The organism is Streptomyces sp. NPDC104106 (assembly GCF_055584345.1).
Genome location: NZ_JBVJMF010000028.1, coordinates 52,086 through 66,933 on the forward strand (window position 1 = coordinate 52,086; position 14,848 = coordinate 66,933).

The following is a 14,848-nucleotide window of genomic DNA, read 5'->3' on the forward strand; positions in this document are numbered from 1 at the left end:
GCAGGCGGCATGCCCCTGCCAGCTCTTCGGCGCATGCCGCGCCACGATTATTGGTCTGGCCCGCTGAAGGCCCGAGCGGGCCGTTCCTCAGACGAGATCCATCGCCGCCACCTCGTCCGGTCCGCCGTAGCTGACCGGGCCCTGGAAGCGGCGGCGGGCCGTGGCGAACCACCACGCCGTGGCCACGAGCAGGACGGCGGCCAGCGCGATCGGGGCGTAGTTGAAGGAGTCGGCGGTGATCGGCGAGGCCTGCGGCAGCATGAACAGCACGCTGCTCAGCAGGATCCAGATCACAGCGAGCCAGCCGATCGGCCGGCCCCAGCGGCCCAGGTGCCAGGGGCCGGTCTCGAACGCGTCGCCGAGCCGCAGCCGCAGGAAGATCGGCACGGCGTAGGCCAGGAACAGGCCGACGACGTTGACGCTGACGATCGCGGTGAACGCCGTGTGCGACCACCAGCCGGGCACGACGAGGGCCAGCGAGCAGGCCACCGCGAGCCACACCGCCTTCACCGGCGTCCGGGTGCGCGTCGAGACCGAGTGCCACCAGCGCGAGCCGGGCATCGCGCCGTCCCGGGAGAAGGCGAAGATCTGCCGGGTGTTACTGGTGAGGTTGGCGAGACCGCAGAAGAGCATCGCGCCGATGACGACGAGGAGCAGCACCTTGGCGGTGCCGAGGCCGAGGCTGTCGATGAGGATCTGGACGGGCGGTGCGGCTGCTCCGGCCTCCTTGGCGTAGGCGCCAATGCTGTAGACCAGTGCGAGCATCAGGATCAGGCCGGTGATCGCCGAATAGCCGATGGCACGGGTGATGCCCTTGGGGGCGTTGACCGTGGCCTGGACCGTTTCCTCGGACATGTGGAAGCTGCCGTCGAAGCCGGTGAAGGTCCAGCTGGTGACCAGCAGACCGAGCATGCCGCCGTAAAGGCCGTTCGTGAAGCCGGTGTTGTTCTCGAAATGCGTCAGGAACGAGGCCGGCTGATGATGATCGGGGATCACTACGAGTGCGCCCACGATCACGACGAGTCCGATCAGCAGCCACCAGACGGAAATGCGGTTCAGTACGGCGACGAGCTGGACGGTGTAGGTGTTGGCGAGCCCCTGCACAACGATGATCAGCGCCGTGATCAGGACCGTCTGGTGCGCGGTCGGCCGGTAGGACGGCCACTGGAGCTGCACGAAGGCCTGGACGAAGGTGGCGGCCGCGTAGCCGGTGGCGGCGGTGCCGCCGATCTGGCCCACGAAGTTCAGCCAGCCCGTGAACCAGGACCAGGCGCCCTTGTGCCGCTTGGCGAGTTTCCCGGCGGAGAAATACAGTGCGCCGCTCGTCGGATAAGCGGAGGCGACTTCCGCCATGGCCGCGCCGATGAGCAGCACCATGAACGAGACACCGATCCAGCCGAACACGAGAACGCGGGGACCACCCGCACCCATACCGAATCCGAAGGAGGAGAAAATACCCGAGAGGATATTGATGATGGTGAAGGAGATCGCAAAATTGTCGAACGCCTGGAAACGCCGGGTGAGTTTGCGCGGATAACCCATCGCGTGCAGGGTGGCGTCGTCGTCGAGCACGCCCGGGTCGTGGCCCGGGCGGGCCTTCGCCCGTGGGGCGGACATCCGTTCCGACACGGTTCGCCTTTCTCTCGGTGGGGGGGCAGAGAACGTGCGGGGTCAGGCGGCTCCCGGGACGGGCAGACCGCAGGCGCGCCGGGCCCGGGAGAGCTGTTCGGCGGGCTCGCCGAAGGCGCTCCAGGGCATGCGCGAGGCGTACGGACCCATCGCGGTGAACACCGCCCGGGCCTCGAACAGGCACTGGGCCATGACCAGCGCGTGCGCGAGGTACGCCAGGTCGAGCACCGGGGTGAAGCGGTAACCGGCCACCGCGGGCAGCCAGTTCTGGTAGATCGCGAGTGCGGTGGAGCGCCACTGGGGCTGTTCCCAGACGCGGTCGGCGAGCAGCTGGGTCGGGTTGTAGCTCTCCACCAGGGCCACCAGGGGCAGCAGCCGCAGGGCGGAGTCGGCGGGTGCCCGCTGGCTGAGGAAGGCGGCCACGTCCCAGGCGGCGTTGACCGAGCCGCCGTGGCGCGTGAAGAAGAAGGAGAGGAAGCGGTGGTGGGCCTCACGGTGCCAGGGGTCCAGCGAGAGGACGTGTGCGAACAGCCGCCAGGGGCCGGGCGGGGCGGTGAGCAGGCCGTGCGGGGCCGGGTCGCGCAGCCGGTGCAGTCGGGCCATGGCCAGCTTGGCGGCCCAGGGGGTGGGGTCCTCGGGGGCCAGGGCGGCGGCGCGGTCGCAGGCGGTCAGGGCGATCCGCTCCAGCGTCTCGGCCCGCTCGTCGCGCGCGTCGGCGGCCCGCAGCGCGCGCTGCACGGCGACGCGGGCCCACATGAGCGCAGCCTCGGGGCTCGGCTCCTCGCCGAGCCAGCGCTCGACCAGATCGGTGCCGGCGGCCTCCGAGGCGACGACCAGCGAGCGATGGGCACGCAGGCCGAAGTCGGAACGCGTCTCGGCGAGCGCCTCGTACGCGTATCGATAACGCCCGGCGCGCACATCGACGCATACGTTCGCCAGTACCCGGTCGTCGGCCGCCGGATGCCACACATAGTGCCCTTCGAATAACTCCGCGGCCATGTCCCCCTGCCAGTCCCCGTACGACGCATTGCGGTTGCGCTGCAGGCACCTTACTCAGGGCCGGGCGGCACCGGAACGCCGAATTCGACATATCGGTCAGGCGATTCCCGAATGTTTATCCGGAACATTGACTGGCCGCCAGCCGATGGTTCAATGCGTGACCTTTTCCTCGATCAAGGGTGCGACTAGACTGTGTCCGGAAATCCGCCCACACCGTGTCACACCTCGGGAATCGCCATTCAGGACCTCGCCGCCCGGCTGCGCCGGCTCCCCCCTTCCCTCGGACCGGTCCGGCTGATCGGCGTCGACGGGCACGCCGGCTCCGGAAAGTCCACGTTCGCCGGGCGGTTGGCCGCCGCGCTGGGCGGGGCACCGGTGCTCCACCTCGACGACATCGCGAGCCACGAGCAGCTCTTCGCCTGGACCGACCGGCTCACGGCCCAGGTGATCGGCCCGCTGGCCCGCGGCGAGAGCGGGCACTACACCCCCTACGACTGGCGGGCCCGCGCCTTCGGCGCGCCGAGCCCGCTGCCGGCGGCGCCGGTGGTCGTGCTGGAAGGCGTCGGCGCCGGCCGCCGGGAGGTCCGGCCGCACCTGGCGCGGCTGCTGTGGATGGAACTGCCGCCGGAGGAGTCCTGGACCCGGGGCCGGCTGCGGGACGGCGCGGAGCAGCGCGAGTTCTGGGACGGCTGGGTCGAGGCCGAGCGCGCGCACTTCGCCGGGGACCCCTCGCGCTCCCATGCCGATCTCCTGGTGCTGCAGACGCCGAAGGGTTACGAGGTACTGCCGGGACCCGGGTCAAGCCGTGGACCGGACCAGAAAATGACGCTGCGTGACCGACCATCGGCAATGTGGTGAACTTGTGAAGGCTCCCGGTGGGTGAACTTCTTCCAGTGCCCCAACTGTGCTTGACCGGGGGCCCGTACAGGTCTTACGTTCTCAATGTGCGGTCATTCGGGACCGCCCGCCCACGCGAAGCCCCCGGTTGTTCCCCCGTGACCGGGGGCTTCGTTCTGCCCTTTTGCCGCTTTCCGGGCGCCGCGCGCACCGATCCGCTCACGCTCGGTCACGAAGCGGTGCGCGCCCCGTCTGCTCCCACCTCGCCAAACGGCCCGGCCGGCACCCTTCGGCAGGGGGTCCCGCCGCGGGTACGATGCCCTCGGTGCGACCTTCGAGCGGCTGCCTCGCGCACCTGCAACTCCGGTCCGCGGCTGGGCGGTTCGACCGCGGCGGCCCCGGGCGCCCGCCCGGTGGTGAACCACGGGGCACGGTCTGTGGGGGGACGGATGGACTTCGGCACGCAGGGCCCCGACGCCCCGGCCGACCTCGCCTGGCTGCGCGGGGTGGACGCCTACACGATGGGGGCCTATCCGCAGGCGGAGGAGGAGTTCCGTACCGCGGTGCGGATGGACCCGGGGATGGCGGACGGCTGGCTCGGGCTGCACGCGCTGCGGATCGACACGACGACCGCGCTGCTCAGGATGTTCCGGCACCGCGACCGCTTCGGCGAGCAGCGCGCCCGGCACCGCAGGCCGCTCAACTCCTGGTACTGGCTGGGCTGGTGGGTGCAGCCGGTGCTGGAGAGCCCGCGCGATCTGCTGCTGGCGCACGCCTCGCACTGGCTGGACGGCCGGCACGTGCCCGAGCTGGACCGGGCGCTCGCCGGACTGCCCCCGGTCGACACGGAGCCCCAGGTGCGTTTCCTGCACGCCTGCCGCGCCTATCTGGTGAAGGACTGGGACCAGCTCGTCCGGCACACCGACCCGCTGCTGGACGACGCCCTGCTCGGCATCGAGGCGGGCCTGTTCGGCGGCATGGCCCGGGTCCGGCTGGAGATGTACGGCCAGGCCGAGCCGCTGCTGTCGGCGGCCCTGATGCGCTGCCGCAGCGAGCAGCCGCAGCGCAAGGAGCTGCGCTACTGGCTGGCACGGGCGCACGAGGGCACGGGCCGCTCGGCGGCGGCGCTCCCCCTCTACCGGGCCGTGCACCGCGTCGACCCGGCCTTCATGGACACCTCGGCGCGGCTCGCGGCGATCGCCGAGGGCGACGGGTACGACGACGCGGCCGACCTCGCCTCGATCAGCCTGACCGGCGCCGGGCAGGACAGCGTGGACGGCCTCGACGGGTTCGATCCGCTCTTCGGCACCGAGGGTCGGGACCTGCGGCTGCCCGAGCCCGATCTGCCGACCGGCCCCCTGCCCTCGGTGGCCGATCCGGCGGTGCGGGTGAAGACCGGTGTGTCCACCTCGCCGATCCCGGCCGGCCCGACCGATCCGGCGCTGCTGGAGGAGGCGCTCGCGGAGTTGGAGCGCATGGTGGGCCTGGAGCCGGTCAAGCGCCAGGTGAAGGCGCTGTCCGCGCAGCTGAACATGGCCCGGCTGCGCGCCGGGCAGGGGCTGCCGGTGCAGCCGCCGAAACGGCACTTCGTCTTCTCCGGCCCGTCCGGCACCGGCAAGACCACGGTGGCCCGGATCCTCGGCCGGGTGTTCTACGCGCTAGGCCTGCTCGGCGGAGACCACCTCGTGGAGGCCCAACGAGCGGATCTGGTCGGCGAGTACCTCGGGCAGACGGCCGTGAAGGCCAACGAGCTGATCGACTCCGCGATCGGCGGCGTGCTGTTCGTGGACGAGGCGTACTCACTGTCCAACTCCGGGTACGGCAAGGGCGACGCGTACGGCGACGAGGCCTTGCAGGTGCTGCTGAAGCGGGCCGAGGACAACCGGGACCACCTGGTGGTGATCCTGGCCGGCTACCCCGAGGGCATGGACCGGCTGCTGGCGGCGAACCCCGGACTGTCCTCCCGCTTCACGACCCGGGTCGACTTCCCCTCCTACCGCCCGCAGGAACTCACCGAGATCGGCAAGGTGCTGGCGGCGGAGAACGGGGACGTCTGGGACGACGAGGCCCTGGAGGAGCTGCGCTCCATCGCCGGGCACGTGGTCGACCAGGGCTGGATCGACGAGCTGGGCAACGGCCGCTTCCTGCGGACCCTGTACGAGAAGAGCTGCGCGTACCGGGATCTGCGGCTGACCGCGTATCCCGGCACGCTGTGCCGGGACGACCTCGCGACGCTACGGCTGCCGGATCTGATGCAGGCGTACGGCGAGGTGCTGTCGGGACGGGGGCCGCAGGATCCGCCGGGACTGTGAGCGCCCCGCGGGGGCGGGCGGGTCCCCGGGCCACCCGGCTGGTGCCCGGGCAGGCGACGCTCGCCCCGTGGCGACGCCCGGCACGCTCCCCGCCGCGCGGGAGGTGCCCCCGCCCGCCGCACCGGCCGAAAGCCCAAGCACGCCCAGTACGAGGACTTCCGGCCGGCACACCGACAGCACGCACCGGACGCCGCTCCCTGACGGGCAAACGTCACCTGCCGGGGCACTAGTTGGCGAGCGCCCCTTCCGGTTCCCCGCTGATCCTCGGCTCCAGCAGCTGCACCCCGGGCAGCTCCCGGTGCGCCGGATCCCGGACCTCGCCCACCAGCAGTTCCAGTACGTCCTCCAGGGCCACCAGACCCAGCACCTTGCCGGAGGCGTCCGCCACCTGGGCCAGATGCGTCGCCGCCCGGCGCATCACCGTCAGGGCGTCGTCGAGCGGCAGCTCGGCCCGCAGCGTGGCCATGGGGCGCCAGACGTGCTGCGGGACGGCGCGGCCGGAGTGCTCCAGGTCGAGGACGTCCTTGACGTGGACGTATCCCATGAAGGGGCCCTTGTCCGACGCCGCGACCGGGAAGCGGGAGTAGCCCGTGCGGGCCGTCAGGTCGACGATCTCGCCCGGGGTGACGGACGGGGCCACCGTGACCAGGGACTCCCGGCGCAGCAGCACGTCGGTCACCGGACGGGAGCCCAGCTCCAGGGCGTCCTCCAGGCGCTCGCGCTCCTCGGGGTCGAGCAGACCCGCCTGGCCGGAGTCCTCCAGCAGGCGGTTGAGCTGCTCGGTGGTGACGACCGCCTCCACCTCGTCCTTGGGCTCGACCCGGAAGAGGCGGAGGACGGCCCCGGCGCAGGCACCGAGGGCCACCGTGATCGGCCTGCACAGCCGGGCGAACGCCACCAGCCCGGGGCTCAGCCACAGCGCCGCCTTCTCGGGGGCCGCCATGGCGAGGTTCTTCGGCACCATCTCGCCGATGACGAGGTGAAAGAAGACCACCGCGGCCAGCGCGATGACGTAGCCGAGCGGGTGGATCACGCCGCCCGGGAGGCGGACCGCCGCGAACACCGGCTCCAGCAGCCGCGCCACCGTCGGCTCGGCGACCGCGCCGAGCGTCAGGGAGCACACGGTGATGCCGAACTGGGCGGCGGCCATCATCTGCGGCAGCCGCTGAAGGCCGTAGAGCACCTGGCGGGCGCGCGCCGTGCCCAGCGGTTCGATCTGGCTGCGGCGCACGGAGACGAGCGCGAACTCGGCGCCGACGAAGAAGCCGTTGGCGAGTACGAGCAGCGCGGCGAAGAGCAGTTGGAGGGCGCTCATCGCACGGCCTCCATCACGTTCGCCGCCGGGGCCGTCCTGACCAGGCGGACCCGTTCGGCGCGGTAGTGGCCGACCTGGCGGACCGACAGGCGCCAGCCGGGCAGTTCGGCCCGGTCGCCGGGGGCCGGGATGCGGCCGAGCAGGTCGGCGACCAGGCCGGCGACCGTCTCGTACGGCCCCTCGGGCACGTCCAGGCCTATGCGCTGGAGGATGTCGACGCGGACGCTGCCGTCCACGTCCCACGCGGGCTTGCCGTCCTGCGGCGGGGCGACCGAGAGTTCGGGCGCGTCCGGCCTGTCGTGTTCGTCGCGGACCTCGCCGACGAGTTCCTCGACGATGTCCTCCAGGGTGACGACGCCGGCCGTGCCGCCGTACTCGTCGACGACGACCGCGATCGGCTGCTCGGAGCGCAGGCGGGTGAGCAGGGGCTGGACCGGCAGGGTCTCGGGGACCAGCAGCGCCTTGCGGGCGATGCGGCCGACCGGGGTGCGCAGCCGGTCGTGCACGGGGACGGCCAGGGCGTCCTTGAGGTGGGCCATGCCGACGATCTCGTCGATCTTCTCCCGGTAGACGGGGAAGCGGGACAGGCCGGTGGCGCGGGTGAGGTTGACGACGTCCTCGGCCGTGGCCGAGTCCTGCAGGGCGCTGACCTTCACGCGCGGGGTCATGACGTGCTGGGCGGTCAGCTCGCCCAGGGACAGGGTGCGGACGAACAGGTCGGCGGTGTCCTGCTCCAGGGCGCCGGCCTGGGCGGAGTGCCGGGCCAGGGACACGAGTTCGCCCGGGGTGCGGGCGGAGGCCAGTTCCTCGGCCGGCTCCACGCCGAGGGCGCGGACCAGCCGGTTGGCGACCGTGTTGAGCGCGGCGATCACCGGGCGGAACAGCCGGGAGAAGCGGGCTTGCGGCCCGGCGACGACGCGCGCGACCTGCAGCGGCTTGGACACCGCCCAGTTCTTGGGCACGAGTTCGCCGATGACCATCTGGATCGCGGAGGCCAGCAGCATGCCGACGATCACCGCGATGCCGGAGACGGCGCCGTCGGGGAGGCCGAGCGCGGCGAGGGGGCCGTGCAGCAGGCCGGCCAGGGCCGGCTCGGCGAGCATGCCGACGACCAGGGAGGTGATGGTGATGCCGAGCTGGGTGCCGGAGAGCTGGAAGGACAGCTCCTTGAGCGACTCCACGACCGTACGGGCGCGTCGGTCGCCGTCGGCGGCGGCCTTCTCGGCCTCCGGGCGCTCGACCGTCACGAGACCGAACTCGGCCGCGACGAAGAATCCGTTGGCGAGGATCAGCAGGAGGGCGGCTGCCAGGAGCAGCACGGAGGTGGTCACGATGCCGCCGCCTTCCCGGTATGTCGGGTGGGGGCGGCGCAGGTACTACAGGACGATCCGTCCATCGCTGGAGGGAGTCACTCCTCGGGTAGCAGGAACCCCTGTGCGCCGGGCGGCACAGGGGCGGAGGCGCAGCGAAAAGGCCTCCGTCACCAGATTAATCAAGACAGGGGCCGCTCGGGCAGGGTGGGCGCCCCCGAGTCGGCCCCGATCCGTCCCCGAGTGAACCAGGATCCGCCCCCTGAGTGGGCCGGACCGGTCGGCGGATCAGCCCCGGCCGCCGGCCTCGGCCACCGTCGAGCGGGCCTCGGCGAGGGCCCGCAGGGCCCGCGCGTCGGCGATGGCGCGCTGCTTGGCGAGGCCCGGCTGGATGCCGAGCGCGGGCAGGCTGGTGCCGTCACTGAGGTTGAGGAACACCCAGGGGTCACCCGGGCGGAGGTTCACCTGAACGATCTCCGCCCATTCCAGGCGCCGCTTGCTGACGATGTTGACCACGGTGACACCGGCGTCGTCGGCGACCACCTTGATCCGGGCCAGCTGGGCCAGCACCCAGAAGATCAGCGCTCCGGTGACGACGAAGCTGAGCCGCTCGCCGGGGCCGAGCTGGTCCAGCAGCAGGGCGACCGCCGTGATGGTCAGGAAGATCGCCACGCCGGCGGTGAGCAGGATGGCCCGGGTGTGGCCCGGCCGGAAGGTGACGGGGAGGGCGGGCAGGGGGGTCGGCTCGGACATCGGTCGGCGTACCTCTTACAGGCGGCAGGCGTGGATGGCCGTGGTCAGGATGGCGCGGGCGCCGATGGCGTAGAGGTCGTCCATGATCCGCTGCGCCTCCTTGGCGGGCACCATGGCGCGGACGGCGACCCAGCCCTCGTTGTGCAGCGGGGAGACGGTCGGGGACTCCAGGCCGGGGGTGAGCGCGACGGCCTTCTCCAGCTGCTCCACCCGGCAGTCGTAGTCCATCATCACGTACGTCCGGGCGACGAGGACGCCCTGGAGGCGGCGCAGGAACTGCTGGACCTTCGGCTCCTCGCCGTCGGTGCCGGTGCGGCGGATGACGATGGCCTCGGACTTCATGATCGGCTCGCCGAAGACCTCCAGACCGGCGTTGCGCAGGCTGGTGCCGGTCTCGACGACGTCGGCGATGACCTCGGCGACGCCCAGCTCGATCGCGGTCTCCACGGCGCCGTCGAGGTGGACGACGGAGGCGTCGACGCCGCTGTCCGCGAGGTGCCCGGCGACGATGCCCTCGTAGGAGGTGGCGACCGTCCTGCCCTTCAGGTCCTCGACGCCGTTCGCGGTGCCGGGCTTGGCGGCGAAGCGGAAGGTGGAGCGGGCGAAGCCGAGCGGCAGGATCTCCTCGGCGTCGGCGCCGGAGTCGATCAGCAGGTCGCGGCCGGTGATGCCCATGTCGAGGCGGCCGGAGGCGACGTAGATCGCGATGTCGCGGGGTCGGAGGTAGAAGAACTCGACCTCGTTCTCCGGGTCGACGATCCGCAGCTCCTTGGACTCGCGGCGCTGCTGGTAGCCGGCCTCATGCAGCATGTCCGCCGCAGGGCCGGACAGTGAACCCTTGTTGGGGACGGCGATGCGCAGCATGAGGTCGGCTTCCTTTGCGTGAAGGGGTGTTCGTGCGGTGGGTACGGCTGGTGCGGCGGGGCTCAGAGGTGGGCGTAGACGTCGTCCAGGGAGATCCCGCGGGCGACCATCATCACCTGGACGTGGTACAGCAGCTGGGAGATCTCCTCGGCGGCCGCCTCCTTGCCCTCGTACTCGGCGGCCATCCAGACCTCGGCGGCCTCCTCGACGACCTTCTTGCCGATGGCATGGACACCCTTGCCGACCAGCTCTGCGGTACGGGAGGTGGCGGGATCGCCGTGGTCGGCCTTGTGCTGGAGCTCGGTGAACAGCTCCTCGAACGTCTTCTTGGACATGGTGGTCCTTACCCTACGCGCTCGGGCCGCTGCCTCAGTGCCAGGGTTCGGATACTGAGCGGAGCGTCGTCGCCGTCGCCACCGCGGCCGTCACCGCCTCGTGGCCCTTGTCCTCGCTGGAGCCCTCGATGCCGGCCCGGTCCAGGGCCTGCTCCTCGGTGTCGCAGGTGAGCACGCCGAAGCCGACCGGGACGCCGGTCTCCACGCTGACCTGGGTGAGGCCCTGGGTGACGCCCTGGCACACGTAGTCGAAGTGCGGGGTGCCGCCGCGGATGACGACGCCGAGGGCGACCACGGCGTCGTAGCCGCGGCCCGCGAGGACCTTGGCGGCGACGGGCAGCTCGAAGCTGCCCGGGACCCGGATCAGGGTCGGCTCGTCGATGCCCAGGTCGCGCAGGGCGCGCAGCGCGCCGTTCACCAGGCCGTCCATCACCTTCTCGTGCCACTGCGCCGCGATGACGGCGACCCTGAGGTCGCTCGCATTGCGTACGGCCAGCTCCGGTGCACCCTTGCCGCTCACGTGTTTCCTCTCCGTGCCTTCTTGCCGAGTGACTTACTGGTTGCCGCAGGCCGCCACGGCGGGCGTGTCGAGCCACGGCAGGTCGTGTCCCATCCGGTCGCGCTTGGTGCGCAGGTACCGGAGGTTGTGCTCGCCGGCCTGGACCGGCATCGGCTCGCGGCCGGTGACCTTCAGGCCGTGGCGCAGCAGCGCGTCGGTCTTGTCGGGATTGTTGGTCATCAGCCGTACGCCACGCACGCCGAGGTCGGCCAGGATCTGGGCGCCGGCGCCGTAGTCCCGGGCGTCGGCGGGCAGGCCGAGTTCGAGGTTGGCGTCGAGCGTGTCGCGGCCCTGTTCCTGCAGTGCGTAGGCCCGGAGCTTGGACAGCAGGCCGATGCCGCGGCCCTCGTGTCCGCGCAGGTAGACCACCACGCCCCGGCCCTCCTGCTGGATGCGCGCGAGGGCGGTGTCCAGCTGGGGGCCGCAGTCGCAGCGCAGGGAGCCGAAGACGTCGCCGGTGAGGCATTCGGAGTGGACGCGGACCAGGACGTCCTCGCCGTCGCCGATCTCGCCGTGCACGAGGGCGACGTGCTCGACGCCGTCGACGGTGGAGCGGTAGCCGTAGGCGGTGAAGGTGCCGTGGGCGGTGGGCAGGCGGGTCTCGGCCTCGCGGCGGACGGTGGGCTCGCTGCCGCGGCGGTAGGCGATCAGGTCCTCGATGGAGATGATCGTCAGGCCGTGCTTGCGGGCGAACGGGATCAGCTCGGGCAGGCGCAGCATCCGCCCGTCCTCGCCGGCGATCTCCACGATGGCGCCGGCCGGGCGCAGCCCCGCGAGCCGGGCGAGGTCGACGGCGGCCTCGGTGTGACCGTCGCGGACGAGGACGCCGCCGGGCTTGGCGCGCAGCGGGAAGACATGGCCGGGGCGGACGAAGTCGGCCGGCCCGGCGGTGCCGCTCGCGAGCAGCTGGAGCGTGGTGGCGCGGTCGGCGCCGGAGATGCCGGTGGTCACGCCGTGTGCGGCGGAGGCGTCCACGGAGACGGTGAACGCGGTCTTCATGGACTCGGTGTTCTCCTCGACCATCTGCGGCAGCCGCAGCCGGTCGAGTTCCTCGCCCTCCATGGGGGCGCAGATCAGGCCCCGGCACTCGCTCATCATGAAGGCGACGATCTCGGGGGTCGCCTTCTCGGCGGCGATGACGAGGTCGCCCTCGTTCTCCCGGTCCTCGTCGTCCACGACCACGACGGGGCGGCCCGCGGCGATGTCGGCGATGGCCTGCTCGACGGGGTCGAGCAGGAAGTCCTCGAGGGGATCGGTGTCGTGGAGCAGGGGTGCCGCGGTCATGCCGGAGCTCCTTCCAGGACGGGCTGCGGACGCCTGCGGGAGCGCAGCCACCAGTCGCGCATGCCCCACAGGACGAGCGCGCCGTAGATGACGTAGACGAAACCGGAGAAGGCGTAGCCGTTGGTGAAGTTGAGGGGAACGCCGACGACGTCGACGAGGAGCCAGGCGATCCAGAACTCGACCATGCCCTTGGCCTGGGCGTACATGGCGACGACGGTGCCGACGAAGATGTACGCGTCCGGCCAGGGGTCCCAGGACAGGCTCGGGTAGGCCTGGAAGAACAGGGCGACGGCGACGGTGCCGACGGCGGCCGCGAGGAGCATGGCCGCGCGCTCGCGCCAGGTGGCGAAGCGGGGCGCGATGTGGCCGTCCCCGGCGCGGTCCTTGGTGCGCTGCCACTGCCACCAGCCGTAGAGGGCCACGGCCATGACGACGGCCTGCTTGCCGGCGCTGCCGGTCAGATGGCCGTAGAAGGCGGCGAAGAGGACGAGGCCGGACAGGAACTGCACGGGCCAGGTCCACAGGGAGCGGCGCCAGCCGAGGGCGAGGGTGATCAGGCCGAGGATGTTGCCGACCATGTCCGACCAGATGATGCGCTGGCCGAAGAGGGTGAAGGCCTCGGAATTCAGCCAGCTCACTCGCCGGCCCCCTGCGCGCGGTCGCCGAGGAGGCGCTCGACGTACTTGGCGATGACGTCGACCTCCAGGTTGACCGGGTCGCCGGCCTGCTTGACGCCGAGCGTGGTCAGGTCGAGGGTGGTGGGGATGAGACTGACGGTGAAGTGGTCGTGGCCGGCCTCGACGACGGTGAGGCTGATGCCGTCGACCGTGATGGAGCCCTTCTCGACCACGTAGCGCGCCAGGTCGGCGGGGAGGGAGATCTTCACGATCTCCCAGTTGTCGGAGGGCTTGCGCTCCAGTACCTCGCCGGTGCCGTCGACGTGGCCCTGCACGATGTGGCCGCCGAGGCGGGCGCCCACGGCGGTGGGGCGTTCGAGGTTGACCCGGGAGCCGACGGTGAGCGCGCCGAGGCTGGAGCGCTTCAGTGTCTCGGCCATGACGTCGGCCGTGAACTCGTCGCCCTCGTGCTCCACGACGGTGAGACAGACCCCGTTCACGGCGATGGAGTCGCCGTGCTGCGCGCCCTTGGTCACGACGGGGCCGCGGAGCGTGAAGCGGGAGGCGTCGCCGAGGTTCTCGACGGCGGTGACCTCACCCAGCTCTTCGACGATTCCGGTGAACACTTCCCGGGTCCTCCTGCCTCTTCGGGCACGGACTCCGGGGCCTGTCGATGACGACAGAATCAACGAGTGAGCAACGCCGTGGGCTGCGCCGACGCCGACAAGGACCCGTCCGGGTACGGACGAGCCCAGATACGACGACGCGCGCACAGGACGTGCCCGCTCGCCGCGCACTGCCTCCCATCCGGACTTTAACCGTCGGTCCAGGAATTTCACCTGGTCAACCGGCCGCTGGAAGCGACCGGGTCGCGGACTGTAACCGCCGGTTCGGACTTTCACCGACCCCGGAGTGCGCTGCTTCTGGTACAGGCCCAGTGTGCCACGCCTGAGCGAACTCCAGGCAGGCGGGGAGTGTGGGCTCCCTCACAGCGCGTGTCATCACCCTTGCGGCGCGCAGTCGTACCGGGCAACTGCCGCGCGTCGGCGGCGCCTTGGCGATGGACCGGACCATTGACCGCACTGGTCTAGTCCTTTTAGGGTGCGGACGGGTCCGGCGGCGGTGACGACGGCCCTTGCCCGCCGCCGGGCCGCCAGGGCACGCGGACGCCTGCCGCCGCCGTGTCACGATTCCCGGGACCGCCTGGTCTCCACTGGCGAGGGGTGCTCCACCGGGGCACCCGCAGTCCGGAGGAACGGGAGCAGCATGACCACGATCCTGGTGACCGGCGGGACCGGCACGCTCGGCCGCGGGGTGACGGAGCGGCTGAGGGCGGGCGGGCACGAGGTCCGGGTGCTCAGCCGGCGCGCGCGGCCGTACGCCGTCGATCTGCGCGCGGGCGGGGCGGGCCTCGACGCGGCGCTGGCCGGTGCGGAGACGGTGGTGCACTGCGCGAGCAGTCCGCGCGGCGGGGACGAGCAGGCGGCCGGTCACCTCCTCGAGGCGGCGCGGCGCGCCGGGGTGGGCCATCTGGTCTACATCTCGATCGCCGGGGTGGACCGGGTGCCGTACTGCTACTACACGTCCAAGCTGGCCGTGGAACGCCTGGTCGAGGAGTCGAGGCTCGGCTTCACGGTCCTGCGCGCGACCCAGTTCCACGACCTGGTGGCGACGGTGCTGGGCGCGCTGGCCAAGCCGCCCGTGCTGCTGGTCCCGGCCGGGGTCCCGGACCAGCCGGTGGAGGTGGGCGAAGTCGCCGACCGGCTGGCCGAGTTGGCGCTCGCCGCACCGGCCGGCCGGGTCCCCGACATGGGCGGCCCCGAGATCCGCTCCCTCGACTCCCTGGCCCGCGCCTACCTGCGGGCCACCGGCCGCCGCCGGCCCGTGGTCCGCGTACCGCTCTTCGGCGGCACCTACGGCGCCTTCCGCGCGGGCGGCCATCTGGCACCGCAGGGCGTACGGGGGAAGGTGACGTTCGAGGAGTACCTGGCGCGGCGGTTCGGCGGCTGAGGAGGGGCGCGGAACGGCTCGACC

14 protein-coding genes and 1 riboswitch are annotated in these 14,848 nt (G+C 71.8%); of the genes, 3 read left to right on the plus strand and 11 right to left on the minus strand.

Annotation, left to right across the window (positions count from 1 at the left end):
• Positions 1 to 87: 87 nt before the first annotated feature.
• Both ACZ60X_RS40000 and ACZ60X_RS40005 read right to left on the minus strand, forming a co-directional pair.
• Positions 88 to 1,617 (minus strand): amino acid permease, encoded by a 1,530-nt coding sequence (locus tag ACZ60X_RS40000; RefSeq protein WP_469609924.1) that lies wholly within the window; start codon positions 1,615 to 1,617, stop codon positions 88 to 90.
• 54 nt (positions 1,618 to 1,671) lie between these two features.
• Entirely contained in the window at positions 1,672 to 2,628 is a 957-nt protein-coding gene (locus ACZ60X_RS40005) for a hypothetical protein (protein ID WP_469609926.1), read from the minus strand.
• A 192-nt stretch (positions 2,629 to 2,820) separates the two neighbouring features.
• On the opposite strand from ACZ60X_RS40005, the gene ACZ60X_RS40010 reads away from it, so the two are divergent.
• A complete protein-coding gene (locus ACZ60X_RS40010) occupies positions 2,821 to 3,486 on the plus strand; it encodes a uridine kinase family protein (RefSeq protein WP_469609929.1) in 666 nt (221 codons plus the stop codon).
• Positions 3,487 to 3,914: 428 nt separating this feature from the next.
• Complete coding sequence (locus ACZ60X_RS40015; protein WP_469609932.1) at positions 3,915 to 5,777, plus strand: AAA family ATPase; 1,863 nt, start codon at positions 3,915 to 3,917, stop codon at positions 5,775 to 5,777.
• 226 nt (positions 5,778 to 6,003) lie between these two features.
• On the opposite strand, the gene ACZ60X_RS40020 is transcribed toward ACZ60X_RS40015, so the two are convergent.
• The 9 genes from ACZ60X_RS40020 to ACZ60X_RS40060 form a co-directional block, all read right to left on the minus strand.
• The gene (locus ACZ60X_RS40020; protein WP_469609935.1) at positions 6,004 to 7,092 is read right to left on the minus strand and encodes a hemolysin family protein; all 1,089 of its coding nucleotides are present in this window, start codon (positions 7,090 to 7,092) and stop codon (positions 6,004 to 6,006) included.
• The gene (locus tag ACZ60X_RS40025) at positions 7,089 to 8,423 is read right to left on the minus strand and encodes a hemolysin family protein (protein WP_469609937.1); all 1,335 of its coding nucleotides are present in this window, start codon (positions 8,421 to 8,423) and stop codon (positions 7,089 to 7,091) included. Before ACZ60X_RS40025 ends, ACZ60X_RS40020 begins: the two co-directional genes overlap by 4 nt.
• 267 nt (positions 8,424 to 8,690) lie before the next feature.
• Positions 8,691 to 9,155: a PH domain-containing protein gene (locus tag ACZ60X_RS40030; RefSeq protein ID WP_469609939.1), complete on the minus strand. Its 465-nt coding sequence runs from the start codon at positions 9,153 to 9,155 to the stop codon at positions 8,691 to 8,693.
• A 15-nt stretch (positions 9,156 to 9,170) separates the two neighbouring features.
• Complete coding sequence (hisG, locus tag ACZ60X_RS40035; protein WP_469609942.1) at positions 9,171 to 10,019, minus strand: ATP phosphoribosyltransferase; 849 nt, start codon at positions 10,017 to 10,019, stop codon at positions 9,171 to 9,173.
• Between the two features lie 62 nt (positions 10,020 to 10,081).
• Entirely contained in the window at positions 10,082 to 10,354 is a 273-nt protein-coding gene (locus ACZ60X_RS40040) for a phosphoribosyl-ATP diphosphatase (protein WP_469609944.1), read from the minus strand.
• Positions 10,355 to 10,388: 34 nt separating this feature from the next.
• Positions 10,389 to 10,874 (minus strand): 6,7-dimethyl-8-ribityllumazine synthase, encoded by a 486-nt coding sequence (gene ribH, locus ACZ60X_RS40045; RefSeq protein WP_469609947.1) that lies wholly within the window; start codon positions 10,872 to 10,874, stop codon positions 10,389 to 10,391.
• Positions 10,875 to 10,907: 33 nt separating this feature from the next.
• Positions 10,908 to 12,197, minus strand: a complete 1,290-nt coding sequence (locus ACZ60X_RS40050; protein ID WP_469609949.1) for a bifunctional 3,4-dihydroxy-2-butanone-4-phosphate synthase/GTP cyclohydrolase II — start codon at positions 12,195 to 12,197, stop codon at positions 10,908 to 10,910.
• Entirely contained in the window at positions 12,194 to 12,835 is a 642-nt protein-coding gene (pnuC, locus tag ACZ60X_RS40055) for a nicotinamide riboside transporter PnuC (protein WP_469609952.1), read from the minus strand. Before pnuC ends, ACZ60X_RS40050 begins: the two co-directional genes overlap by 4 nt.
• Complete coding sequence (locus tag ACZ60X_RS40060) at positions 12,832 to 13,440, minus strand: riboflavin synthase (protein ID WP_469609955.1); 609 nt, start codon at positions 13,438 to 13,440, stop codon at positions 12,832 to 12,834. Before ACZ60X_RS40060 ends, pnuC begins: the two co-directional genes overlap by 4 nt.
• A 163-nt stretch (positions 13,441 to 13,603) precedes the next feature.
• A riboswitch (FMN riboswitch) is annotated at positions 13,604 to 13,734 on the minus strand.
• 346 nt (positions 13,735 to 14,080) lie between these two features.
• Between ACZ60X_RS40060 and ACZ60X_RS40065 the strand changes: the two genes are divergently transcribed.
• Entirely contained in the window at positions 14,081 to 14,824 is a 744-nt protein-coding gene (locus ACZ60X_RS40065; protein WP_469609958.1) for an SDR family oxidoreductase, read from the plus strand.
• Positions 14,825 to 14,848 lie beyond the last annotated feature (24 nt).